Origin of the sequence: Actinospineispora eucalypti (assembly GCF_039543365.1) — a bacterium.
GTDB classification, from domain to species: domain Bacteria; phylum Actinomycetota; class Actinomycetes; order Mycobacteriales; family Pseudonocardiaceae; genus Pseudonocardia; species Pseudonocardia eucalypti.
Window position 1 is genome coordinate 231,874 of record NZ_BAABJP010000004.1, and the last position, 22,452, is coordinate 254,325.

General features: G+C 71.7%; 24 protein-coding genes. 15 read left to right on the forward strand and 9 right to left on the reverse strand.

Annotated features, from left to right (window positions below):
- Nucleotides 1-30 precede the first annotated feature (30 nt).
- The 5 genes from ABEB12_RS06175 to ABEB12_RS06195 are packed head-to-tail and all read left to right on the forward strand — an operon-like array spanning nt 31 to nt 4,253.
- Nucleotides 31-1,029, forward strand: a complete 999-nt coding sequence (locus ABEB12_RS06175; protein WP_185062793.1) for a VOC family protein — start codon at nt 31-33, stop codon at nt 1,027-1,029.
- Complete coding sequence (locus ABEB12_RS06180; protein ID WP_345702604.1) at nt 1,026-1,874, forward strand: alpha/beta fold hydrolase; 849 nt, start codon at nt 1,026-1,028, stop codon at nt 1,872-1,874. Before ABEB12_RS06175 ends, ABEB12_RS06180 begins: the two co-directional genes overlap by 4 nt.
- Nucleotides 1,871-3,052 carry an acyl-CoA dehydrogenase family protein gene (locus ABEB12_RS06185; RefSeq protein ID WP_185062794.1) on the forward strand — a complete coding sequence of 394 codons (1,182 nt, stop codon included), beginning with the start codon at nt 1,871-1,873 and terminating at the stop codon, nt 3,050-3,052. The genes ABEB12_RS06180 and ABEB12_RS06185 overlap by 4 nt, the downstream gene beginning before the upstream one ends.
- A 7-nt stretch (nt 3,053-3,059) precedes the next feature.
- Complete coding sequence (locus ABEB12_RS06190) at nt 3,060-3,374, forward strand: flavin reductase (protein ID WP_185062795.1); 315 nt, start codon at nt 3,060-3,062, stop codon at nt 3,372-3,374.
- A gap of 21 nt (nt 3,375-3,395) precedes the next feature.
- Nucleotides 3,396-4,253: a mycofactocin-coupled SDR family oxidoreductase gene (locus tag ABEB12_RS06195; protein ID WP_185062796.1), complete on the forward strand. Its 858-nt coding sequence runs from the start codon at nt 3,396-3,398 to the stop codon at nt 4,251-4,253.
- Between the two features lie 14 nt (nt 4,254-4,267).
- Here ABEB12_RS06195 and ABEB12_RS06200 read toward each other — a convergent pair whose 3' ends face one another.
- Complete coding sequence (locus tag ABEB12_RS06200; RefSeq protein ID WP_185062797.1) at nt 4,268-4,681, reverse strand: hypothetical protein; 414 nt, start codon at nt 4,679-4,681, stop codon at nt 4,268-4,270.
- A 246-nt stretch (nt 4,682-4,927) separates the two neighbouring features.
- On the opposite strand from ABEB12_RS06200, the gene ABEB12_RS06205 reads away from it, so the two are divergent.
- The gene (locus ABEB12_RS06205; protein WP_185062798.1) at nt 4,928-5,581 is read left to right on the forward strand and encodes a TetR family transcriptional regulator; all 654 of its coding nucleotides are present in this window, start codon (nt 4,928-4,930) and stop codon (nt 5,579-5,581) included.
- Here the strand turns inward: ABEB12_RS06205 and ABEB12_RS06210 are convergent, their stop codons facing one another.
- Nucleotides 5,582-6,229 (reverse strand): winged helix-turn-helix transcriptional regulator, encoded by a 648-nt coding sequence (locus ABEB12_RS06210; protein ID WP_185063130.1) that lies wholly within the window; start codon nt 6,227-6,229, stop codon nt 5,582-5,584.
- Nucleotides 6,230-6,300: 71 nt separating this feature from the next.
- On the opposite strand from ABEB12_RS06210, the gene ABEB12_RS06215 reads away from it, so the two are divergent.
- A complete protein-coding gene (locus ABEB12_RS06215; protein ID WP_185062799.1) occupies nt 6,301-7,227 on the forward strand; it encodes an LLM class flavin-dependent oxidoreductase in 927 nt (308 codons plus the stop codon).
- Here ABEB12_RS06215 and ABEB12_RS06220 read toward each other — a convergent pair.
- Nucleotides 7,213-7,848: a TetR family transcriptional regulator gene (locus ABEB12_RS06220; protein WP_185062800.1), complete on the reverse strand. Its 636-nt coding sequence runs from the start codon at nt 7,846-7,848 to the stop codon at nt 7,213-7,215. The two genes, ABEB12_RS06215 and ABEB12_RS06220, sit on opposite strands and share 15 nt — an antisense overlap.
- Nucleotides 7,849-7,950: 102 nt before the next feature.
- Here ABEB12_RS06220 and ABEB12_RS06225 point away from each other — a divergent pair, with 102 nt between their 5' ends.
- Nucleotides 7,951-8,928 (forward strand): oxygenase MpaB family protein, encoded by a 978-nt coding sequence (locus ABEB12_RS06225; protein WP_185062801.1) that lies wholly within the window; start codon nt 7,951-7,953, stop codon nt 8,926-8,928.
- Between the two features lie 27 nt (nt 8,929-8,955).
- Nucleotides 8,956-10,122, forward strand: coding sequence for an aminotransferase class V-fold PLP-dependent enzyme (locus ABEB12_RS06230; RefSeq protein WP_221498228.1), 1,167 nt, complete (start codon nt 8,956-8,958; stop codon nt 10,120-10,122).
- On the opposite strand, the gene ABEB12_RS06235 is transcribed toward ABEB12_RS06230, so the two are convergent.
- On the reverse strand, nt 10,106-10,738 hold the full coding sequence (locus tag ABEB12_RS06235; RefSeq protein ID WP_185062802.1) for a TetR/AcrR family transcriptional regulator C-terminal domain-containing protein: 633 nt from the start codon (nt 10,736-10,738) through the stop codon (nt 10,106-10,108). The two genes, ABEB12_RS06230 and ABEB12_RS06235, sit on opposite strands and share 17 nt — an antisense overlap.
- Nucleotides 10,739-10,841: 103 nt before the next feature.
- Here ABEB12_RS06235 and ABEB12_RS06240 point away from each other — a divergent pair, with 103 nt between their 5' ends.
- From ABEB12_RS06240 to ABEB12_RS06265, 6 genes are read left to right on the forward strand one after another with little or no spacing between them, the layout of a single operon-like run.
- Nucleotides 10,842-11,891, forward strand: a complete 1,050-nt coding sequence (locus ABEB12_RS06240) for a hypothetical protein (RefSeq protein WP_185062803.1) — start codon at nt 10,842-10,844, stop codon at nt 11,889-11,891.
- Nucleotides 11,884-12,909: a phosphotransferase gene (locus ABEB12_RS06245; protein ID WP_185062804.1), complete on the forward strand. Its 1,026-nt coding sequence runs from the start codon at nt 11,884-11,886 to the stop codon at nt 12,907-12,909. Before ABEB12_RS06240 ends, ABEB12_RS06245 begins: the two co-directional genes overlap by 8 nt.
- Nucleotides 12,906-13,364, forward strand: coding sequence for a hypothetical protein (locus tag ABEB12_RS06250; RefSeq protein ID WP_185062805.1), 459 nt, complete (start codon nt 12,906-12,908; stop codon nt 13,362-13,364). The genes ABEB12_RS06245 and ABEB12_RS06250 overlap by 4 nt, the downstream gene beginning before the upstream one ends.
- Before the next feature lie 28 nt (nt 13,365-13,392).
- Nucleotides 13,393-14,217 (forward strand): SDR family oxidoreductase, encoded by an 825-nt coding sequence (locus ABEB12_RS06255; protein ID WP_185062806.1) that lies wholly within the window; start codon nt 13,393-13,395, stop codon nt 14,215-14,217.
- A gap of 9 nt (nt 14,218-14,226) precedes the next feature.
- Complete coding sequence (locus ABEB12_RS06260) at nt 14,227-15,297, forward strand: alcohol dehydrogenase catalytic domain-containing protein (RefSeq protein WP_185062807.1); 1,071 nt, start codon at nt 14,227-14,229, stop codon at nt 15,295-15,297.
- 34 nt (nt 15,298-15,331) lie between these two features.
- Nucleotides 15,332-16,957, forward strand: a complete 1,626-nt coding sequence (locus ABEB12_RS06265; RefSeq protein WP_185062808.1) for an FAD-linked oxidase C-terminal domain-containing protein — start codon at nt 15,332-15,334, stop codon at nt 16,955-16,957.
- On the opposite strand, the gene ABEB12_RS06270 is transcribed toward ABEB12_RS06265, so the two are convergent.
- The 5 genes from ABEB12_RS06270 to ABEB12_RS06290 are packed head-to-tail and all read right to left on the reverse strand — an operon-like array spanning nt 16,930 to nt 22,333.
- Nucleotides 16,930-17,652, reverse strand: a complete 723-nt coding sequence (locus ABEB12_RS06270) for an ATP-binding cassette domain-containing protein (protein WP_185062809.1) — start codon at nt 17,650-17,652, stop codon at nt 16,930-16,932. The genes ABEB12_RS06265 and ABEB12_RS06270 overlap by 28 nt on opposite strands.
- Nucleotides 17,649-18,482 carry an ATP-binding cassette domain-containing protein gene (locus ABEB12_RS06275; protein ID WP_185062810.1) on the reverse strand — a complete coding sequence of 278 codons (834 nt, stop codon included), beginning with the start codon at nt 18,480-18,482 and terminating at the stop codon, nt 17,649-17,651. The genes ABEB12_RS06270 and ABEB12_RS06275 overlap by 4 nt, the downstream gene beginning before the upstream one ends.
- Nucleotides 18,483-20,168 (reverse strand): ABC transporter permease subunit, encoded by a 1,686-nt coding sequence (locus ABEB12_RS06280; protein WP_185062811.1) that lies wholly within the window; start codon nt 20,166-20,168, stop codon nt 18,483-18,485.
- Entirely contained in the window at nt 20,165-21,091 is a 927-nt protein-coding gene (locus ABEB12_RS06285) for an ABC transporter permease subunit (RefSeq protein WP_185062812.1), read from the reverse strand. Before ABEB12_RS06285 ends, ABEB12_RS06280 begins: the two co-directional genes overlap by 4 nt.
- Before the next feature lie 6 nt (nt 21,092-21,097).
- Nucleotides 21,098-22,333, reverse strand: a complete 1,236-nt coding sequence (locus tag ABEB12_RS06290) for an ABC transporter substrate-binding protein (RefSeq protein WP_185062813.1) — start codon at nt 22,331-22,333, stop codon at nt 21,098-21,100.
- Nucleotides 22,334-22,452: the final 119 nt, after the last annotated feature.

Genomic DNA, 22,452 nt, shown 5'->3' on the forward strand with positions numbered 1-22,452 from the left:
GCCCCGACCGACTCGAAGGAGAGCCGCTGGATGAGCAAGCCCGACTACGATCCGGGGCCGCGGATCGCCCACGCCGGCAGCATCAACCTCGGCACACCCGACCTGGACCGCTCACTCTGGTTCTTCCGCGACCTGCTCGGCATGGAGGTCGTCGAGCAGGTCGGCGGCGTCGCCTACCTGCGGGGATACCAGGAGCTGACGCACCACTCCCTGGTGCTGACCCAGCAGGACCAGGCCCGGGTGAACTCCTACGGCTTCCGGGTCAAGCGCCGCCAAGACGTCGAGCTGTTCCAGAAGCAGCTGGAGAACCAGGGGCTGGAGACCCTCGAGCTGGCGGCGGGCCACGAGGCCGGCCGGGGCGAGGCCGTCCGCTTCCTGGTGCCGGGCAGCGAGCACCCCTTCGAGCTCTACTACGACATCGACAAGCCGCTCGCCGACGAGTCCATCCGCTCGAAGGTGCTCAGCAACAGCTCGCGACGCCGGGGGCTCGGGGTTCGCCGCCTCGACCACATCAACCTGCAGACCAGCGCCGGCACGGTCAACCAGGCCGAGTCCTGGCTGCGCGAGGCGCTGGGTTTCCAGCGCCGGGAGTTCGCCCGGCTGCCGCAGGCGCCGGACATCATCCTGGCGTCCTGGCTGTCGGTCACCCCGCAGGTGCACGACCTGGCCATCGGCATGGCCGCCGAGGACCAGACCGGCCAGTTCCACCACGTGGCGTTCAACGTGGAGAACTTCCACGACATCCTCACCGCGGCCGACCAGATCCGCGATCTCGACATCGCGTACGGGGCCGGCCCGGGCAAGCACGGGATCGGCCAGGCGATGTACCTGTACGTGCACGACCCCGGCTCCGGGCACCGGATCGAGCTCTACTCCGGCGGTTACCTGATCTTCGATCCGGCCTGGGAAGCGCTGGAGTGGAAGCTCCCCGAGCTGGAGTACGGGCAGACCTGGTACGGAGACGTGCTCGACGTCGGCCCGGGCGGCACCTTCCTGTCCACCTCGCCCTCGGCGGGACTCACCCCGTGACCCCGCTGACCGAGGACGTCGACGGGCTCACCTTCGCCTACCACGAGGCGGGCGAGGGCGAGCCGCTGCTGATGCTGCACGGGTCGGGACCCGGCGTCAGCGCCTGGTCGAACTTCCAGCACAACCTGCCGGTGTTCGCCGAGCATTTCCGCACGGTCATGCCCGACCTGCCGGGTTTCGGCGGTTCCGCGCTGCCCCGGCTCGACGAGATCTACCCGGTCGTCGCGGCCCGGTGGATCGCGCGGCTGATGGACCGGCTGGATATCGGGTCGGCGGCGTTCGTCGGCAACTCGATGGGCGGCGCGGTCGCCGCCGAGCTGGCCCGGCTGGCCCCGGAGCGGGTGTCACGGATGGCGCTGATGGGCTCCGGCGGGCTGTCCGTCGGACTGTTCGCGCCGGAGACCAGCGAGGGCATGGCGCGGCTGTTCGAGTTCCTCCAGGAGCCCACCCGGGACCGCATGATCTCCTGGATCAAGACGATGGTGTTCGACCAAACCCGGATCACCGACGAGCTGGTCGACGAGCGCATGGACAACGCCATGGCCGACGGGGTGCTCCAGCGCACCCAGGCGATCTTCGGCTCGCTGTTCAACCCGGCCAACCGGGCCACGTACACGCCGCTGTGGACGCAGGCGGCCACCATCGCCACGCCGACCCTGCTGCTCTGGGGCCGCGACGACCGCATGCTCCCCTACGACCAGGCCCACTTCGCCAACCGGGCGCTGCCCGACGTCGAGCTGCACACCTTCGCCCGGTGCGGGCACTGGGCGCAGATCGAACGCAAGACCGACTTCGAGCGCGTCGTACTGGAGTTCCTCACCCGCGACAGGAGGTTGGCGGCATGACGCACGAGGTGGTCCGCCGTATCGAGGAGGCCGGACCCAAACTGGCCGCCCTCGCCGACGAGAACGAGCGCCTGGGCAAGCTGAGCGACCAGACCGTGGACCTGCTCCGCTCGACCGGCGTGATCCGGCTGCTGCAGCCCACCCGGTACGGCGGCTACACCGCGCATCCCCGGGACTTCGCCGAGGCGGTGATGGCGGTGGCCGGCCACGACGGCGCGGCGGGCTGGGTGTGCGGGGTCGTCGGGGTCCACCCGTGGGAGGTCGCGCAGATGGACTCCCGGCTGGCCCGGGAGATCTGGGGCGACAACCCGGACACCTGGATCGCCTCGCCCTACATGCCGAACGGGATCGCCGAGCCGGTGGACGGCGGGTTCGTCCTCAACGGGCGCTGGCCGTTCTCCTCGGGGGCCGACCACTGCGAGTGGGACTTCCTGGGCGCACTGGCCGGCGACGGCCGGGGGAAGCCGGCCACCCCGCCGAGCGTGCTGCACGTGATCCTCCCCCGGGCCGACTACGAGATCATCGACGACTCCTGGGACGTGGTCGGCCTGGCCGGCACCGGCAGCAAGGACGTGGTCGTCCGGGGCGCGTTCATCCCCGGCTACCGGACGCTCGAGCAGGGGGACATCCAGGAGGGCCAGGCCGCCGAACGCAACGGGGTCACCGACACCCTGTACAAGCTGCCGTTCAGCGCGATGTTCCCGCTCGGCATCACCGCCGCCGTGATCGGCATCTGCGAGGGGGCACTCGCGGCGCACGTGGCCCAGCAGCGCGACCGGGTCGCGGTGACCGGGATCCAGATCCGGGACGACCCGTACGTGCTGTACGCGACCGGGGAGGCGGCGGCGGAGATCCAGGCGTCCCGGGTGCAGCTGATCGACGGCATCAGCCGGATCTACGACCTCGTCGACGCGGGGAAACCGGTCAGCATCGAGGAGCGTTCGAACGTGCGGCGCAACCAGGTGCGCTGTGCCTGGCGCGCGGTCTCCGCGCTGGACCAGATCTTCGCGCGGTCCGGCGGGAACGCGATCCGGCGGGACAACCCGCTGCAGCGGTTCTGGCGGGACGCCCACGCCGGCCTGCAACACATGATCCACGTGCCCGGCTCGACCTATCACGGGAACGCGCTCGCCCAGATGGGCCTGGAGCTGACCCCGCCGATGCGCATCCTGATCTGACCACCGGATGGACGCCACCGACCAGCGGCACTTCCGCGAGGTGCTGGGGAACTTCCCGACCAGCGTCGTCGCGATCACGGTGATCGGGTCCGACCGCCGACCCGCCGGGATGATCGTGGGGTCGTTCACCTCGGTCTCCCTGGACCCGCCCCTGGTGTCCTTCCTGGCCGACCGCTCCTCCCGCACTCACCTGCTGGTCGTGGGGCGGGTCCGCGGTCTCCGTGCCGGGTCGCCCAAGACTCCGCTGTTGTTCTTCCGGGGTGGGTACGGCGACTACTTCTCGCCCACGTCACTCCTGCTGGACCGGCTCGTCGGCGGATGAACCTACTGAAAGGGAGGCCGGATGGGCCGGGTACCGGGCAAGGTCGTCTTCATCACCGGCGCCGCGAGGGGGCAGGGCCGCGCACACGCGATCCGGCTCGCCGAGGAGGGCGCCGACATCATCGCGGTGGACATCTGCGCGCAGATCGACAGCGTCGGATACCCGATGGCCGGTCGCGGCGACCTGGACGAGACCGTCCGCGAGGTGGAGAAGCTGGACCGCCGGATCGTGGCCCGGACGGCCGACGTCCGCGACCCGGCGGCGCTGCGGTCGGTCGTCGCCGAAGGGGTGGCGGAGCTCGGCCGGCTGGACGCCGTGGTGGCGCAGGCCGGCATCGCCCCCATCGCCGGCCACGACACACAGGCGTTCATCGACGCCGTCACGGTCGACTTCAACGGCGTGGTGAACACCGTCGAGGCGGCGCTGCCGCACCTCCCCGACGGCGGCTCGGTGGTCGCCACCGGGTCGACGGCCGCGCTGATGCCCCCCACCCACGACAGCCCGCCGGACCCGGGGAAACTCGGCTACTCGTTCGCCAAGCGCTCGGTCGCCGGTTTCGTGAACGACCTGGCCATCGTGCTCGCGCCGCGGCGGATCCGGGCGAATGCAGTGCACCCTACGAACACCAACACCCCCATGCTGAACAGCGACCCGATGTACCGGGTGTTCCGGCCGGACCTGGAAAACCCCACGCGCGAGGACGCGCTTCCGGCGTTCCACTCCATGACCGCGATGGGGCTGCCGTACGTCGAGCCGCGCGACATCGCCGACGCGGTGCTGTTCCTGGTGTCCGACGAGTCCCGCTACATCACCGGTGCGCAGCTCCGGATCGACGCCGGCGCGATCGTCAACCGCCGCCTGCAACAGCCACAGTTCTGACCACCAGCCGCCGGCTAGGAACGGACGGCTCGTGCCTCACCGACAACCACCGCCGACTCCGCCCGCCGGGGCTCGACCAAGGCGGGGTGACGTGCGGTGAAGGGCCGCGATACCCGCCAGCCGTCCGCGTCGGCGCGCACCTCGACGACGGCGTGCGGCCGGTTTGCCCAGCACTTGCCCGTCCGGTCCCAGGGCATCGGGGGAGTCCGGTCCTGGTAGAAGTTGACCATCGATCCCTCCTCGACCCATCCGCCGGGAACCCGGACCACCCGGCGCTGCTCGGGGTCCTCGCCCCACCGCGCGACCGCGCGGACGCGCGGCCCCGGATCGCGGTCCCGCTCCGGCCGCCACCACGTCGAGCTGTCCGCCGCGGAGTCCTCCGGCGAGCTCAGCGGAAGGAAGCACTCACACCGCCCGCCGCGGATCATGACACGCCACGAGACGGGACGGTTGTCAGCCAACTGACCAGCATGATTCAGCGCTCCAAGATCGTCAATGACCGCTTGCGCACACGCCCACGCAGGACGCCTCCCAGGATGCACCCCTGCTTGACGGCGCAACAAAGTGGCACAAATGTCCCAGCGGTGCACCCCGGAGCAACCCGTGCCGGCGCCGCGCGGCATTGTTGTGCTCCCGCGGGAGGATCGCGAGAGGCGCGGACGAAAGGGACGGCGATGACCGGCACCAGAGCCCCACGGCGCTCGACCGAAGAGGTGCAGCGCCTGATCTTGGAAGCCGCGCGCACATTGTTCGAACGACAGGGATACCAAGCCACGACGACCGCCCAGATCGTCGAGCGCTCCGCCGTCGACCCCCCGACCCTGTACCGGCACTTCGCCTCGAAAGCCGCGCTCTTCGAAGCGACCGTCGTCTGCTCGCTGCGCGAGTTCATCGACCGGCAGGTCGAATCGTGGCGGAGCAACCCACCCGGACAGGGGGAGCCGCTCGAACTCGCCCGGCACTTCGTCGGCGGCTTCTACAACGCCCTGGAACGACACCGCGACTCGCTCCGGCTCCTACTGACCGCCACCGGAGACGACGACGCGCTCGGCGACCTCGCCCGCGCCATCAGCAACCAGTTCACCGAAGGACTCATCGCACTGCGCCAGGCCCTGGTCGACGAGACCCAGGCCCAGGGCTACCAGGGACTCGACACACCCGAGGCAACCATCGGCGCCATCACCGGAATGATCATCGCCCTGGTGCTGCTCGACGAATGGATATTCCCCGCCGGCACCCGCCCGGACAAAGAAACCCGCATCAACGAGGCCGCCGCCATGATGATCCACGGCTTCGCCCACCGCCCGCCACCGCCCGCTAGCCCCTGATCATGTGGCGTCCGGGGAGCGGACCGCGCCGAAGAGCTTCTCCGCCAGCTCGGCCGACCCGGTGAGGTGGAGCCGGCCGCCGCGGGTCGCGTCGGACAGCCGGAGCCGCTTGGTGATCAGTGCGGAAAAGGTCTTGGTGTCGGTATCGATCACCGTGTCCGGTTGTGCCGCCGGTTCGCGGGTGATCCGCACCTGACCGCCGGCGACGTGCACCGTGAAGGGTTCGTCGCCGAAGCGCACCACGAACTCGCCGGTCAGCGCGGGGGCGGCGGCCGGATCGAAACGGCCTCTCAACGCGAACATCGCCGAGACGGCGGTGACCTCGCCGTCCATGTTCACGTTCGGGGATCGGCTGCCCCACCGCCCCAGGTGCTCGATCACCGGTTCGAGCTCCGCCCCCCAGCTGGTGACCTCGTAGACCTGGGCACTCACCGGCGGGCCGAGTCGGCAGTGTCGCAGGACGCCGGCCTCGGTCAGGTCGCGCAGCCGTTGGGCCAGGATTCGCGGGTTGGCACGCGGCAGGCTCCGCTGCAGGTCGGTGAACCGCTTGGGCCCCAGCAACAGCTCACGCACGACCAACAACGCCCAGCGCTCGCCGATCACGTCCAGGGCGTGGGCCATGGTGCAGGCCTCGCCGTAGCTGCGCATCCTCACCCCCAGCTCCTACACTTAGTATATTAGCTGCTTGTACTTTTAAAGTAGACTGCTACCGTCGGCACATGCGATTCGCCATCTCCGTCCCGCAAATCGTCACCGACGGCTCGTTCGACCCGAGCCGGTTTCGCGCCTACCTCGCGCGCGCCGAAGAGCTCGGCTTCGACAGCGCGTGGACCGGGGAGCAGGTCATCGGCTCGCTGCCGTTCCTGGGGCCGATCGAGACGCTGAGCTACGCGGCGGCGTGCACCCAGCGGATACGGCTGGGCTGTGCGGCGCTGGTCAGCCCGCTGCACAACCCGGTACATCTGGCCAAGAACATCAGCACGCTCGACCGGCTCAGCCAGGGGCGCGTCGATGTCGGCCTCACCACCGGCGGACGGTTCCGGATGTTCTCCGCGTTCGGCGTCGACCCGGCCAGCTTCGTCGCCCGGTTCACCGAAGGCCTGCGGCTGATGAAGGAACTGTGGACCCAGGACCACGTCGACTTCGACGGGCAGTTCTGGCAGCTGCGCGGCGCCGCCATGGAACCCAAGCCGGTCCAGACCCCGCACCCGCCGATCTGGTTCGGCGCGACCCACCCGGATGCACTGCGGCGCGCCGTCCGGCTCGGCGACGGCTTCGTCGGCTCCGGCATCTCGACCACCGCCCAGTTCGCCGAGGAGGTTCGGGTCATTCGGTCGGCGCTCGAGGACCACCGGCCCGGCCCCACCGGCTTCCCCATCGCCAAGCGGGTCTACATCGCCGTGGACGACAATGCCGAACGCGCCCGCGGACGCATCGCCGAAGCCCTCGACCGGTTCTACGGATACTTCGGGCTGACCGGCCTGGCCCCGGCAGCGGTCGCCGGCACACCCGACGACTGCGTCGCCGGCCTGCGCGAAGTGGCCGAAGCGGGCGCCGAGACGATCCTGCTCAACCCGCTTTTCGACGACCTCGAGCAGATGGAGCGGCTGGCCGCCCAGGTCATCCCCGAGCTATCTGCCCGGTAGACCGGCCAGGGCGGCGTTCACGGCGGCGAGAAACCGCTCGGGGCCGAAGCGCGCGGGGTCGGCGAGCATCAGCCGGGCCGCCATCTCGAACAGGGTCACCACGGTGTGCGCGGCCAGCTCCGGGTCCGCGCCGGCCCGGTCGGCGGCGGGCGTCCGCCGGATGAGCTCCTCGACCCGGCCGAGCACCAGTTCCCGGGCCCGGTCCCGGGCGGCATGGAACTCGGCCGGCATGTCCGGGAGCGGGAACACGATGCAGCGCCAACGATCGGGCGCCCGGCGCACCGTTTCCAGGAACCCCGTGAACAGGCGGGCAAACAGCGCCGGCGGCTCCACCGGCGCCGCATCGGCGGGGAGTATCGCGCGCAGCTGGGCCAGCGCCTGCTCCTGCTCCCGGCGCAGCAGCGCGGCCAGCAGCTCGGCCCGGCTGGTGAACTGGCCGTAGATCACCGGCTTGGTGACCCCGGCCCGGTCGGCGACGGCGTCCATGGTGACCGCCTGGTGACCGAGGGTGGCCACCAGGGTGAGCGCCGCATCGAGCAGCTGGGTGCGCCGCTGCGCCGCGGGCACCCGCGCGGCATAGGCCCGCCGCTTCCGGACCGGCCGCACATCCCGCGTGGTCATCAGCACCCCCGTCGTCAACGCTCGATGACTCCATCCTAGACAAAGCTACTGCACGGTAGTAAATTCAATTACTACGCCCTAGTAGTAAATGGGAGGTCGAGGATGACCAGGTCAAACGCGACCCGCGAATGGCGGGACTACGGGTTCTTCGGGCCGGAATCGCCGACCTGGCGGGTGTGGACGGCGCCGACCGCGCTGCTCGGCTTCCAGCGCTCCGTCGTGCTGGAGCACTTCGACCCGTCCCTGGCCGCCGCCGTCGCCGACTCGGCCGGCATCTACCGCGAGCCGCGCGGGCGGTTGGACCGCACCCTGGCCTACTTCCTCACCGTGGCCGTCGCCGATGCGCGGACCGCGATCGAGGCGTCCGAGCTGCTGATGCGGGTGCACTCGGTGGTCACCGGCACCGAGCCGCTCAGCGGGAAGCGGTACAACGCCAACAACCCGGACTCGCAGCTGTGGATTCACGTCACCGGCTGGCACTCGGTGCTCAAGTGCTACGAGATGTTCGGCCCGGGACCGCTGACCCCGGAGCAGGAACGGCGCTACTGGGCCGAGTGCGTGGCCGCGGCCGAGCTGCAGACCTGCAAACCGGCGGACGTGCCGGACTCCCGCGAGGGGGTCCGGGAGTACTTCGCGGCGATGCGGCCCCGGCTTCGCGGCTCCGAGCACGCCCAGCGGGCCATGCACTACCTGCTGCGCACCCCGCGCGACGAGGGTGGCTGGCGGCTCTCGGCCGGCAGCCGGTTGATGGCCAGGGCGACGATCGCCACGCTCCCCCGCTGGATGCGCCGGGCGGGAGGTTTCGACCAGGCGGTGGTGATCGACCGGCTGCTGGTGCCACCCGCCCGGGCCGCCGCCCGGATCGCCGCGACCCGCTCGGCCGGCCTCACCGCGCTGCGCCGGTACGCGCCGATGACCGCACAGCTGATGGCCCAGCACCTCGACCGCGGCATGCCGGCGCTCCCGGAGACCGTCACCCCCGCGCGGGCCCGTGAGCTGTACGGCCCGGCCGCGAGGCGGCGCGCGGACCGGCTCACCGCGCACCTGCGCGTGGGCACCTCCGAGATCTCGATCGCCTGAGCGGGCGATTTCCACGACACTGGCGTCGTGACCGCTCACGGAGTCTCGCCGTCGGCCGAAACCCTGGGTGCGAAACGCGCGGCGTTCGCGGTCCCGGAGGACGTCGCCTATTTCAACACCGCCAACCTCTCGCCCCAGCTGCACCAGGTGCGCGCCGCCGGTGAGGCGGCACTGGAACGCCGCGGCCGGCCGTGGACCATCGCCGCCGAGGACTGGTTCACCGATGTCGAACGCCTGCGGACGCTGTTCGCCGAACTGGTCGGCGGTGACGCCGAGGGGGTCGCGCTGGTCCCGGCGACCAGCTACGGGTTCGCCGTGGCGGCCCGGAACCTGGCCCTGAGCACCGGCGACCGGGTGGTGGTGCTGGCCGAGGAGTACCCCTCGGGCATCTACACCTGGCGCGCCGCCACCCGGGCCGCCGGCGCCGAGATCGTGACCGTGCACCGGCGGCCCGGCCAGACCTGGACCGAGGCGGTCCTGGAGGTCCTCGACGAACGCGTCGGCGTGGTCAGCGTCCCCAACGTGCACTGGACCGACGGCGCGCTGGTCGACCTGGCCGCCGTCAGCGCCCGTAGCCACGAGATCGGAGCCCGGCTGGTCATCGACGGCAGCCAGTCGATCGGAGCGATGCCGCTGGACGTGGCCGCCCTGCGCCCGGACTTCGTGGTGAGCGTGGGCTACAAGTGGCTGCTCGGCCCGTTCGGGGTCGGCTACCTCTACGTCGCGCCGCCGTACCGCCGGGGCGAGCCGCTGGAGCACAACTGGATCCTGCGCGAGGGATCGGAGGACTTCGCCCGCCTGGTCGACTACCGCGACGAGTACCAGCCCGGCGCGCGCCGGTTCGACGTCGGGGAACGCACCAAGTTCGAGCTGCTCCCGATGGCGATCGCCGCGCTCGAGCAACTGCGGGACTGGCGGATCCCCCGGATCGCCACCGCGTTGGCCGAGCTCACCGACACCATCTCGGCCCGGGCGGCCGAACTCGGACTGGACGCCGTTCCCGCCGGGCAGCGCGGGCCGCACATGCTCGGCGTGAGGTTGCCCGAAGCCGTCCGGGCCAAGATCGTGCCGGCGCTGGCCTCGGTCAACTGCTTCGCGGCGGTCCGGGGCGAGTCGCTGCGCATCTCCCCGCACCTGCACATCAGCGACGCCGACCTCGCCCGCCTGACCGACGCCCTCACCCTCGCCTCGTAGCGGCCGCCGAAAGGCCGTCCAGGATCACCCGCAAGCCGGCGTCGAACGCGGTGAGGTGGTCGGCCCCGTCGCCGTTGGGCTCCGGGTGGGTGTCGACGTGCCGGGCGTCGGCGATGAGGTCGGCCAGGGCGGGCGTGCGGGCGGTCCGCGCGGCCTGGTGCTGGACGTAGCCGGTGGTGTAGGCGGCCAGCACGGCGTACCCGGTCCGGATCTGCCGGTCGGTCAGGCCGATGCCGACCAGCGCGCGCAGCACCTGCTGGAACAGCCGCAGCGCGGCCGAGCCGGGGACGGGTTGCCGGCCGACGATCTGCGCCAGCTCCGGGTGGTCCACCAGGATCTCGTAGACCGCCCGGAAGATCGCGCCGACCTGCTCGTCCCAGGGCAGTGACTCCTCGGGCGGGCGGATCCGGCCGAGCAGCCGGTCGGCGAACAGCCCGAGCAGCTCGTCCTTGGTCCGGACGTGTCCGTACAGCGTCGTGACGCCGACGCCGCACTCCTGGGCCAGGCGGCGCATGGTCAGCGCCTCGACCCCGCCGGACTCGATCAGCGCGGCAACCGCGTCGACCAGTGCGTCGGTGGTCAGCCGCTCGGCGGTGGCTCGTTGGCGGGAGGGCACGGAGCCGATGCTACCGCTTGCCGAACATGTTCGGTACAAGTACCGTACTGATTCGCCGGAACATGTTCGGAACGCGTTCGGAAGCGCGAGATGGGAACAGACGATGGCTTGGTCGAACGAGGTGTCCGCCGCCGACGAGGGCTTCCACCGGCGGACCGATGACCCGTGGTGGAACGAGAGCTCGTTCACCACGTTCCGCATCCCGGAGCGCCGACTGTTCGGCATCCTGTACCACTACGTGCGGCCGAACCAGCGCACCGCGATGGCCGGGCCGTGGTTCGTCGACGACACCGGCGACGAGATGTCCACCGCGCTGTACAACGGCTTCGACTGGCACCTGCCGGTCCCGGACGGCGCGGACATGTTCGACGTGGAGTTCGAGAACGGCTACGCGGTCCGCACGGTCACCCCGCAGCTGGCCTACCGGCACACCTACCGCGCGCCGGGCTGCGAGTTCGACCTGACCTTCACCGCCGACCGGCCGCCGGTGGCCATGCTGTCGGCCGGCGAGGAGGTCAACCGGGGGATGCGGGACTTCGTGCAGGACGTCGAGCGGCACGCCACCGGGCACTACGAGCAGACCGGGGTGATGAACGGCAGCCTGCGGATCGAGGGCGAGGCGATCGACGTCGTGGACGCCGCCGTGATCAAGGACCGGACCTGGGGACCGCGCCGGATCCTGATCGGCCAGCCCAAGCCGCGCGGTTCCTACACCTTCGCCCGGGCCGACCGGGACAACTCCTTCCAGGCGTTCGCGATGAGCGACCGCGACTGGGAGACCGACCCGCTGGTCGGGGCGGCCGACCCGGTCGTGCACGGGTTCTACGTGCGGGACGGCGTGCAGGGCCGCCTGGTCTCGGGCGTCCGCCGGGTCCTGGAACGCCGTCCCGACGGCCGCCCGGTGCGCGAGGAGCTGGACGCGGTGGACGAGCACGGCCGGGAGCTGCACGCCGTCGGCACCGTGCGGTCGCTGATGAAGTGGCACTCCCCGTACGGCGGGGTGATGACCTTCTGGTGCTACGAGGACTGGAGCTTCGACGGCCACCGGGACGCCCCCGGCGAACTGCAGGACTGGACCATGGGCCGGCAGTTCAGCCGGTGGGTCCGCGACCCCGGCCGGGTGCTGCGCGCCGGGGAGGCCAGCCGTGTCTGACCTCGCGGAACGGCTGCGGGTGTTCCTGGCCCGCCGGCTGCCGGACGCCCGGGAGATCACGGTCGGCGACCTGACCCGCCTGCCCGGGGGGTACAGCCGGTTGATGACCCGGTTCACCGCCACGATCGACGGCCGGCCCCGCACCCTGGTGCTGCGGGCCGATGCCCCGGACAGCGCCGCGCCGATCGAGACGGACCGGGTCCAGGAGTGGCGGCTCCTGGATGCGCTCACCCGCACCGGCGGCGCTCCGATGCCGGACGCGCTGTTCGCCGACACCGACGGCAGCGAGCTGGGCAGCCGGGCCATCGTGCTGGACTTCGTGCCGGGCGGCCCGTTCCTTTCCTCGGTGCGGGCCTCGGGCCCCGGCCGGGTCCCCGCCCACGCCCGCGCGGTGGCCGACCTGGCCGCCGACGTGCACGCGGTGGACACCACCGGGCTGCCCGGGCACCTCGAACGCCCCGACTGGAACGGCTACATCGACGACCTGATCCAGCTCTGGCGCGACACCGAGGCCCGGCTGTCGGAGTCCCTGCCGATGCTGCGCTACGTGGCGGCCTGGCTGGAGCGCAACCGCCCGCCCGAGGCGCCGATGGGCCTGGTGCACGGCGAGTTCCAGCCCGGCAACATGATGATCGGCGAGGGCGGCCGGCTGGTCGCGGTGGACTGGGAGTTCGCCCACCTCGGCGACCCGCGCGAGGACCTCGGCTGGCTCACCTACGTGGAGGCCATCCAGCCGCCCGCGCTGTTCGGGGCCGACCCCGCCGCGTTCTGCACCCGCTACCGGGAACGCACCGGGCTGGGCGAGGATGTGGTCAACCCGCTGACCGTGGCCTACTTCTCCATCCTGCCGGCCATCCGGGTGTTCGGCCAGCTGCTGCGCACCCAGCAGGACTACGTCGACGGCCGCAACACCGACCTGCGCACCGCGTTCCTGTTCAACGCCGACATCACCGCCTTCGAGGGCTGGTTCGCCGCCACCCGGGCGCTCGACGCCGCCCGCACCGGAGTCCCGGCATGATCGCCCGCCCCAGCTCCCGCCAGCTGCTCCAGACCGTGCGCACCGAGCTGCGCACCGGCATCCGGGCCGCCGTCACCGACCCCGACGCCCTCACCCGGCTGGACATGCTCGACTCCATCCTGGGCAGCGTCATCGCCCGAGCCGACGACGAGGCCGCGTGGCTGCGCGAGGAGATCACCGCGATCGAAACCGTGGCCGACCGGCTGCTCGGCGAGCACGCCGACGCCGGGGTGGCCGAGGCGCTGGCCCGGCTGCGCGCCCGGCGCGCCCCGAGTTCGCGGCTGCCCGAGCTGCACGCCGAATACGCCCTGGCCGGCGAGGTGCTGTCCCGCTGCCTGGAGGCCGCCGTGCGGACCGGCGGCGAGCTGCGCACCGCCGTCGAGGCCGTCCTATCCGACCGGCTGCGCCGCGAAGTGGCGATCCGGGGCGAGTTCTCCCTGGCCGGCCGCATCTGACCCCCACCCACCAGCAACGGAGCGGACCATGAACAGACTGGACGGCAAGGTCGCACTGATCACCGGCGGAACCAAGGGCGTCGGGCGGGGCATCGTCGAGCGCTTCGCCGCCGAGGGCGCCAGGGTGGTGTTCGTCGGGCGCACCCGACCCGCCGGCGAAGCGGTGGAGTCGGAGGTTCGCGCCCAGGGCGGGCAGGTCACCTTCGTCCCGTGCGACCTCGGCGACGAGGACCAGGTCCGCGCGGCCGTGGCCACCGCCGTCGAGCGCTACGGAACGGTCGACGCCCTGGTCAACAACGCCGCCTCCACCGAGCTCGGCACCGTCGACGGGCGCCTCGGCGACATCGAGCTGGACGGCTGGAACCAGATCCTGCGCAACAACCTCACCGGGATGTTCCTGATCACCAAGCACACCCTGCGGCACATGGAGCGGGCCGGCGGCGGCACCGTCGTCAACATCTCCTCCATCGCGTCCATCACCGGCCTGCCCGGCAGCGCCGCCTACACCGCCGGCAAGGGCGCGTTCAACAGCCTCACCCGCTCCATCGCCACCGACTACGCCCGCGCCGGGGTCCGCTGCAACTGCCTCGTGCTGGGCCTGCACCCCGGCGACAACTGGGCCTTCTACCTGACCGATGCCCGGTTCCGCGACGCGATGTCCGCCGTGCACCTCACCCCCCGCTTCGGCCTCCCCGACGACGTCGCCCAGGCCTGCGTCTACCTCTCCAGCGACGAGTCCGGCTTCGTCACCGGCACCCAGTGGACCATCGACGGCGGCGCGCACATCGCCACCCGCTACCCCACCGACCTGGTCCTGGAGTCCTACTCCGACCGCGCCGACGCTGCCCACTGAATGGCCACCATGACCGCGTACCGGCTGCTCGAATGGCAGGCCGGCGGCCGCTACGCCGACGTGCCGGTGCCCGAGCCGGCCGCCGACGAGATCCTGGTGCGGGTGCGGGCCGTCGGCCTGTGCCACAGCGACATCCTGCTGCAGGACTCCCCACCCGGCGCCTGGCCGTTCGACCCCGGCTTCACCCTCGGCCACGAGACGGCCGGGCACGTCGCCGCGCGCGGCGCCCAGGTCACCAACCTCGCCGAGGGTGACCCGGTGCTGCTGTCCTGCGTGCACTCCTGCGGCCGGTGCGAGCGGTGCCTGCGCGGGCAGGAGAACTACTGCGCCCTGTCCCTGCGGTTCACCACCCGGGGGGTCGGCCTGGACGGCGGCCTGGCCGAGTACGTCACCGCGCCGGCCCGCGAAGCCGTCCCGCTGCGGGCGCTCGACCCGGCCGACGCCGCCGTGCTGGCCGACGCCGGCGCCACCGCCTACCACGCGGTACGCACCTGCGCCGCCGTGCTGCACCCCGGCACCGCCGCACTGGTCATCGGGGCCGGCGGCCTCGGCGGGTTCGCGGTGCAGCACCTGCGGGCGCTCACCCGGGCCACGGTCATCGCCGTGGACACCGCCGCCCACCGGCTGGAACACGCCGGCCGGATCGGCGCCCACCACACCCTGCTCTCCGGCGAACCCGGGCCGGGGCGGACGCCCAGTTCGGCGCCCGACGGGGACACCGACGACACCACCGCCGACCGAATCCGCGCGCTCACCCCCGGCTGCGCCGCCGTGCTCGACTTCGTCGGCACCGACGACACCCTGGCCCTGGCCGTCGGCGTGGCCGCACCGGTCGGCCGGATCGTCATCTGCGGCGCCGCCGGCGGCCAGGTACCCGTCGGCTGGGGCCGCCTCCCGGGCGGCTGCCAGCTCTCCGTCAGCTACGGCCACACCCTCGCCGACCTGCGCGACGTGGTCACCCTGGCCGAACAGGACGCCCTGCACATCGCGACCGAGCGCTTCCCGTTCGCCCAGGTCGGCGAGGCCTACCGGCGGCTCCGGGAGGGCACCCTCACCAGCCGGGCGGTGATCACCATGTAGACGCCGGCACCGCGCCGGCACCAGGATCGGCGACATGACGGTGCCGGCACGGCGGTCGTGGTGGGGTTGGGGCTCGGTCGCGGACGAACTGTCCCCCGCCGAGACCAAGGCACTGGTGGCGCGCACGGAGGCGTTGCTGCCCGGGCACGACTTCACCGACCATCCACCACCCGACCCGGCCGACCTGCCCATCCCCCCACCCAGGATCCAGCCGCCCCCGGCGCTGACCGGGCTGTGCTCCCCCGACCCCCACGACCGGCTCGCGCACGCGCGGGGCAAGGCGTTCCGCGACGTCGTGCGCAACCTGCACGGCGACGTCACCCACGTCCCGGACCTGGTCGCCCGGCCGCGCACCGAGCAGGACGTGATCGACCTGCTCGACTGGTGCACCGACGCCACGATCCCGGTGATCCCCTACGGCGGCGGCAGCTCCGTCGTCGGCGGCATCGAACCACGCTTCGACTCCCCCGCCATCGCCCTCGACCTGCAGCACCTCGACCAGGTACTCGAGGTCGACCGGACCAGCCGGGCCGCGCGCATCCAGGCCGGCACCTACGGACCCGCGCTGGAGTCCCAACTCCGGCCGCACGGGCTCACCCTGCGCCACTTCCCCCAGTCCTTCGCCTACTCCACCCTCGGCGGCTGGCTGGCCACCCGAGCCGGCGGACACTTCGCCACCCTGTACACCCACATCGACGACCTCACCGAGTCGCTGCGGGTGATCACCCCGGCCGGCACCGGCGAAACCCGCCGGCTGCCCGGATCGGGCGCCGGCCCTTCCCCGGACCGGCTGTTCCTCGGTTCGGAAGGCACCCTCGGCGTCATCACCGAGGCCTGGATGCGGCTGCGGGACCGGCCACGCTGGCAGACCACCTGCTCCGTCTCGTTCACCGACTACCCGGCGGCGGTCGCCGCCACCCGCGCGCTGGCCCAGTCCGGGCTGCACCCGTCGAACTGCCGCCTGCTCGATCCCGCCGAGGCATTCCTCAGCACCGCCACCACGGTGGACGGCGGGCTGCTCATCGTCGCCTTCGAATCCGCCGACCACCCCGTGGACGCCTGGCTGGCCCGCGCCGTGGAGATCACTGCCGGGCACGGCGGCACCGTCCTGTCCACCCGCCACCGGGGCGAGGAAACCACCGACTCCGCCGGGTCCTGGCGCTCGGCCTTCCTGCGGATGCCCTACCAACGCGACGCCCTCGCCCGGCGCGCCATGATCGTCGAAACCTTCGAGACCGCCTGCACCTGGGACCGTTTCGAAACCCTGCACGCCGCCATCACCGACGCCGCGCACCAGGCCCTCACCGCCATCCGCGGAGCCGGACTGATCTCCTGCCGGTTCACCCACGTCTACCCCGACGGACCCGCCCCCTACTACAGCGTCTACGCCCCCGGCCGGTGGGGCTCCACCGTCGCCCAGTGGGACGAGATCAAGCACGCCGTCTCCGAGGCGATCATCGACAACGGCGGCACGATCACCCACCACCACGCCGTCGGCCGCGACCACCGGCCCTGGTACGACCGGCAACGCCCCGACCCGTTCGCCGCCGCCCTGCGCGCCGCCAAGCACGCCCTGGACCCCGCCGGCATCCTCAACCCGGGCGTCCTCCTCTCCGGTGAGTCGCCGTTGGCTCAGCTCGATACGCCGTCGCCGAGGTAGGCCTCCCGCACGCGCGGGTCGGCGAGCAGCTCCGTACCGGTGCCGGACAGCGTGGTGCGACCGAGGTCGATCACGTAGGCGTAGTCGGACAGCGAAAGCGCGGCCAGCGCGTTCTGCTCCACCAGCAACACCGTCGTGCCCGACTCCCGCAGCTCGCGAACCGTCTCGAGGATCCGCCTGGTCATGATCGGCGAGAGCCCCATCGACGGCTCGTCGAGCATGAGCAGCTCCGGGCGCGACATCAGGGCGCGGCCGATCGCCAGCATCTGCTGCTCGCCACCGGAGAACAGGCCGGCCTTCTCCCGCTGCCGCATACCGAGAGCCGGGAACAGCGCGTAGATCCGCTCCAGGTCGGCCGCGATCCCGAGCTCGTCGCGGCGGGTGTGGGCGCCCAGGCGCAGGTTCTCCTCCACCGTCATCCGCGCGAACAGCCGTCGCCCCTCCGGGCTGTGCGCCACGCCGAGGGCGAGGATCTTGTGCGCGGGCAGCCGGTGCAGCGGCTCTCCGTCCAGCAGGATCTCCCCCGTGACCGGGCGCAGCAGCCCGGAGATCGTGCGCAGGGTAGTGGTCTTGCCGGCGCCGTTGCTGCCGATCAGGCTGACGATCTCGCCGCGGCCGACACAGAACGACACACCGCGCACCGCCTGGATCGAGCCGTACGCGACCGTGAGGTCCCTTACCTCGAGGAAACTCATCCGAGTCGCCCCCCACGGACCTGGTCGGGCGGCGCGCCCAGGTAGGCCTCGATGACGCGGGGGTCAGCGCGCACCTCGCCGGGCGAGCCCTCCGTCAGCACCATGCCCCGCACCAGGACCACCACGTGGTCACACAGGCCGAAGATGAACTTCGTGTCGTGCTCGATGACGACCACCGAGATCCCGAGGTCGCGGATGGCGAAGATGAGCCGCCGGGTAGCCGCGGTCTCCTGGGCGTTCATGCCGGCGGTCGGCTCGTCGAGCAGCAGCACCGCGGGATCGGTGGCCAACGCCCGGGCGATCTCGAGCCGGCGCTGGTCGCCGTAGGGCAGGTTGCGGGCCAGCTCGCCGGAGAAGCGGGTCAGCCCGACGAACGCCAGCAGCTCGCTCGCCCGCGCCGCGGCCTCCGCTTCGCCGCGCCGGAAGGACGGGCCGTGCAGCAGCGACGACAGCACGCCTTGCCTCATCCGGATGTGCCGGCCGACCAGCACGTTCTCCACCGCCGTCATGTTCGGGAAGAGCCGGATGTTCTGGAACGTCCTGGCCACCCCGCGCTCGGTGACGCGCGCGGGGTCCCGAGGCAGCTGCGCCCCGCGCAGCAGGACCGAGCCCGACGCGGGCGAGTACAACCCCGTGAGGCAGTTGAACAGCGTGGTCTTGCCGGCCCCGTTCGGTCCGATCAGGCCGATGATCTGGCCCTCGGCGAGCGTGAACGACACGTCCTTCAACGCGGTCAGCCCGCCGAACCGGATGGTCACGGCGACGGCCCGCAGGACCGGTTCGCCGATGACCAGCGGGCGTGCGAAATCCTCCGTGGGCTGCTCGGACATTCACCGGCCCGCCTTCCCGGTGGCCGCGATCACCGGCAGCACGACGGTGGGCTGCTCGGACTCGGGAGCAAGCTCCGCCCGCCGGTGTGCGTCGGGTACCAGGCCCTGCGGCCGGAACCGCATGATGAGGACCAGCGCGATCCCGAACAGCAGCAGCCGGTAGTCGGCGAACTCCCGCAGCTTCTCCGGCAGCACGAACAGGATCGACGCGCCGAGCACCGCCCCCGGAATGGTCCCCATCCCGCCGAGGATCACCGCGGCGAGCAGGGTGACCGACTCGATGAACCGGAAGCTCTCGTAGGAGGCGGTTGCCGTCTTGTGCGCGAAGAACGCGCCGGCCAGGCCGGCGAGCATGGCGCCGACCAGGAAGGCGAGGATCTTGATCCGCCCGGTGTGGATGCCCATCGCGCGCGCCGCGTCCTCGTCCTCGCGGATCGCGATCCAGGCCCGCCCCAAACGGGATTCCTTCAGGTTGGCGAAGGCGAGCATCGCGCCCGCGACGATGAGCACGATCAACACGTAGTAGGGCGCACCGGGGGCCACCGGGATGCCCCCGATGACCAACTGGTCGTCGAAGCCGTGGCCGAACAGCGACAGCGGCGGAATGCCCGGGATGGCGTTCGAGCCCCCGGTGAGCCCGCCGATGTCGTTCTGCGCGGTGCGGACGAAGATCTCGCCGAAGGCGAGGGTGACGATCGCCAGGTAGTCGCCCCGGACCCGCAGCGTGGGCGATCCCACGATCGCGCCGAACAACCCCGCCACCACCGCGCTGATGATCATTACCAGCGGGAACGGCAGCTCGACCCCGATGCGCGACGCCGCCGCGCCCGAGAGGTTCGCCGCGACGAACGCGCCGATGCCCAGGAACGCGATGTAGCCGAGGTCCAGCAGCCCGGCCAGCCCCACCACGATGTTCAGGCCGATCGCCGCGGCGGCGTACACGCCGATGTTGGCCGCGACCGTCATCCAGTACTCCGTGCCGGCCCCGGTGAACGGCAGCGCGAGCGCGCACAGCAACAGCACGCCGACGCTGAACCCCCGGTGGTGCTCCGACAGCGCCGCCACCCACGAGGCCAGCCCCGACGCGTGCAGCGCTCCCATCCCGGCGCCGGCCGCGGCGAGGAAGCTCAGGAACACCGCACCCGCGTACCCGCCCGCCGCACCGCCGTGTCCGCCGCTGGTGAGCACCGCGGACACCAGCGGCAACAGCGCGACGATCACCCCCAGCAGCAACAGCCGCTCGCCCCACGGGTTGAACCGCCACCGCCAGCCCGGGACGTCCGCCCCCCGGCCCCGGCCGGCCCCCACCAGGACCAGGACGCCGCCCACCAGAGCGACGGGAGCCCCGAACGCCACGTCCGCACCGGACGCGGTGACGGCGCCGAGCCCACCACCCCGCACCGTGATCCACAGCCCGTTGAGGAGGCTGATCGCGACGATTCCGGCGCCCAGTGCCCGCAGGATCCCGCACCTCCCCGGGACCCCCACCAGCGCGACCGCCAAAACCGCGACCCCGAGCAGCAGCAGGTGCAGACGGAACCCGCTCACCGCGAGCGGCTCCGTGAAGAACTCCAGCGTGGCGTTGGCCGGATACGGCCCCTGGTTGAGCACGAAGGTCGCCCAGGGCAGATAGGTCCCGGCCACGGTGAGCAGGCCGCCGGCGATCCGCGGCACCGTGGCGTTCATGCCCGCACCCGTTCCGTCTCGCCGAAGAAGCCCCTCGGCCGGTACACCAACACCGCGATCAGCACCACGAAGATCCAGACGTAGTCGTAGGCGGTGCCGCCCGGCAGGTACTGCCCGCCGAGCGCCTTCACCAGCCCGATCACCAGCCCGCCGACCACGGCGCCGCCGATGTTCCCGATACCGCCGAGCACGGCGGCCGTGAACGCGAGAATGCCGGTCTGGAAGCCGATGTCGATGTTGACGAAGCCCAGGTCGGCCCCGTAGAGCACCCCCGCGACACCGGCGAGCACCCCACCCAGGGCGAACGTCGTCACGATGACCCGATCGGGGTCGATGCCCATCAGCCGGGCGGTGTCCCGGTCCTGCGCGATGGCGCGCATCGCCCTTCCCGACCGCGAGCGCTCGACGAACCGCCGCAACGCAACCGCCAGCACCACCGCCACGGCGATGATCAGCGCACCGGTGTAGCGGATGGGCACGCCGTCACCGATCGGGAGTACGTAGGCACCCTCGAGGAACACCCGGGGGAACGGCAGCGGCGAGATCGCTCCCGGGTAGAAGACCCGCACCGCCTCCTGCAGCGCGACCGACATGCCCAGCGCGGTGATCAGCGGCGCGAGCCTCGGCGCGTCACGCAGCGGCCGGTAGGCGAACCGCTCCATCGCCACCGCCACCCCGGCCGAGACCGCCGCGCCGCCGACCAGCAGCAGCGGTAGCGCCAGGTACCACCGCTGCTGCAGGAAGGGGGGCAACAGGTAGGTGGTCATGGCCAGTCCGCCGTACGCACCCACCATGAACACCTCGCCGTGTGCGAAGTTGATCAGCTGGATGATGCCGTAGACCATCGTGTAACCCAGCGCGATCAGCCCGATCAGGGAACCGAGCACCAGACCGTTGACGACCTGCGAGAGCAGCGTGGACAACTCCGGTCAGCTCGACGGCTCGAAGACACCGGTCTCCAGGGGCGCGAACCCCCGGTCCTTCACCGTGTAGACCGTCAACACCTTGTTGGTCGTATCGCCGAACTGGTCGAACGCCACCTTTCCGCTCGCCCCGGCGAGGTTGGTGCGCTGCACCGCCTGGATGAGCTTCGGCCGGCCGGACTCGTCGAACCCTCCGCTCCGCGCCATTCCCGCCAGCGCCTCGATGATCACGTTGGTCGCGTCGAAGGTCATCGGCCCGTACGCGCTGGACGGCTCGGGGTAACCCGCCGCCGCGTACGCGTCGACGAACGCCCGCGCGCTGGAGAGCGACTCCACCGGGGCGCCGATGTTCGTGGCGAAATCCCCGGGCCGCCCGCCCAGCTTGACGTACTGCGGGTCGGCGATGCCGTCGCCGCCCATCAGCGGAATGTCCACGCCGGCCTCTGCCAGCTGCCGGGACAGCGGACCCGCGGCGGGGTACTCGCCGCCGTAGTACACCGCGTCCGGCCGGCTCGAACGGATGGCGGCGATCGTCGAGGAGAAGTCGGTGTCCTTCTCCCCCACCTTCTCCCGGGCCACGACGCGCGCGCCGAGGCGCTCGGCCTCCGCCACGAAGTTCTCGACCAGCCCAACCCCGTAGGTCTTGCCGTCGTCGATGACCGCGATCCGCTTCTTGCCGGCCTTCCGCACCAGGTACCGCGCGCCGAACGGCCCCTGCACGAGGTCGTTGGCCGCCACCCTGAAGTAGCTGGGGAACGGACGTTTCGGCTTGGTAGCGGCCGCCTCGCCCCTGGTCAGCGCCGGCCCGGTGTTGCCGGGGGAGATCAGCACCAGCGACCGCTGGGCCAGGATCGGCGCGGCCGCCTGCGCGGTGGACGAGTTGTACGTGCCGACCACCGCCGTCATCGCCGGGTCGGCGGCCAGCTTCGTCGCCGCCTGCGCCGCGATCTGCGGCAGGCTCTGGTCGTCCTCGGGCTGGAACGCGAGGCGGTAACCCGGCACCGCGCAGTTCCGGTTGGCCTGGTCGACCGCCAGGTCGGCCGAGTTGCGCATGCCCAGGCCGATCGCCGACAGGCCTCCGGACATCGGCGCGATCATCCCGACGACCAGCGTGCCCTTGCTGGTGTCGCACGACGGGCCGGCGGCGGAGCCGCCCTCCGAACGGTTCGTCCCGCACGCCGTGAGCAGCATTGCGCCGACCATGACCAACCCGGTGGCGGTGACTGCTTGTCTCCGACTCATCGCTGTTGCTTCCTCCGTCACGTCCGGATCGGGCGGAGCGCCCGATGCCGCGCGTGACGCTAAAGGAGTGATCAGCTCCAGTCGTCCCACTCGAACGGGACCTCATCTACCCCAAACGG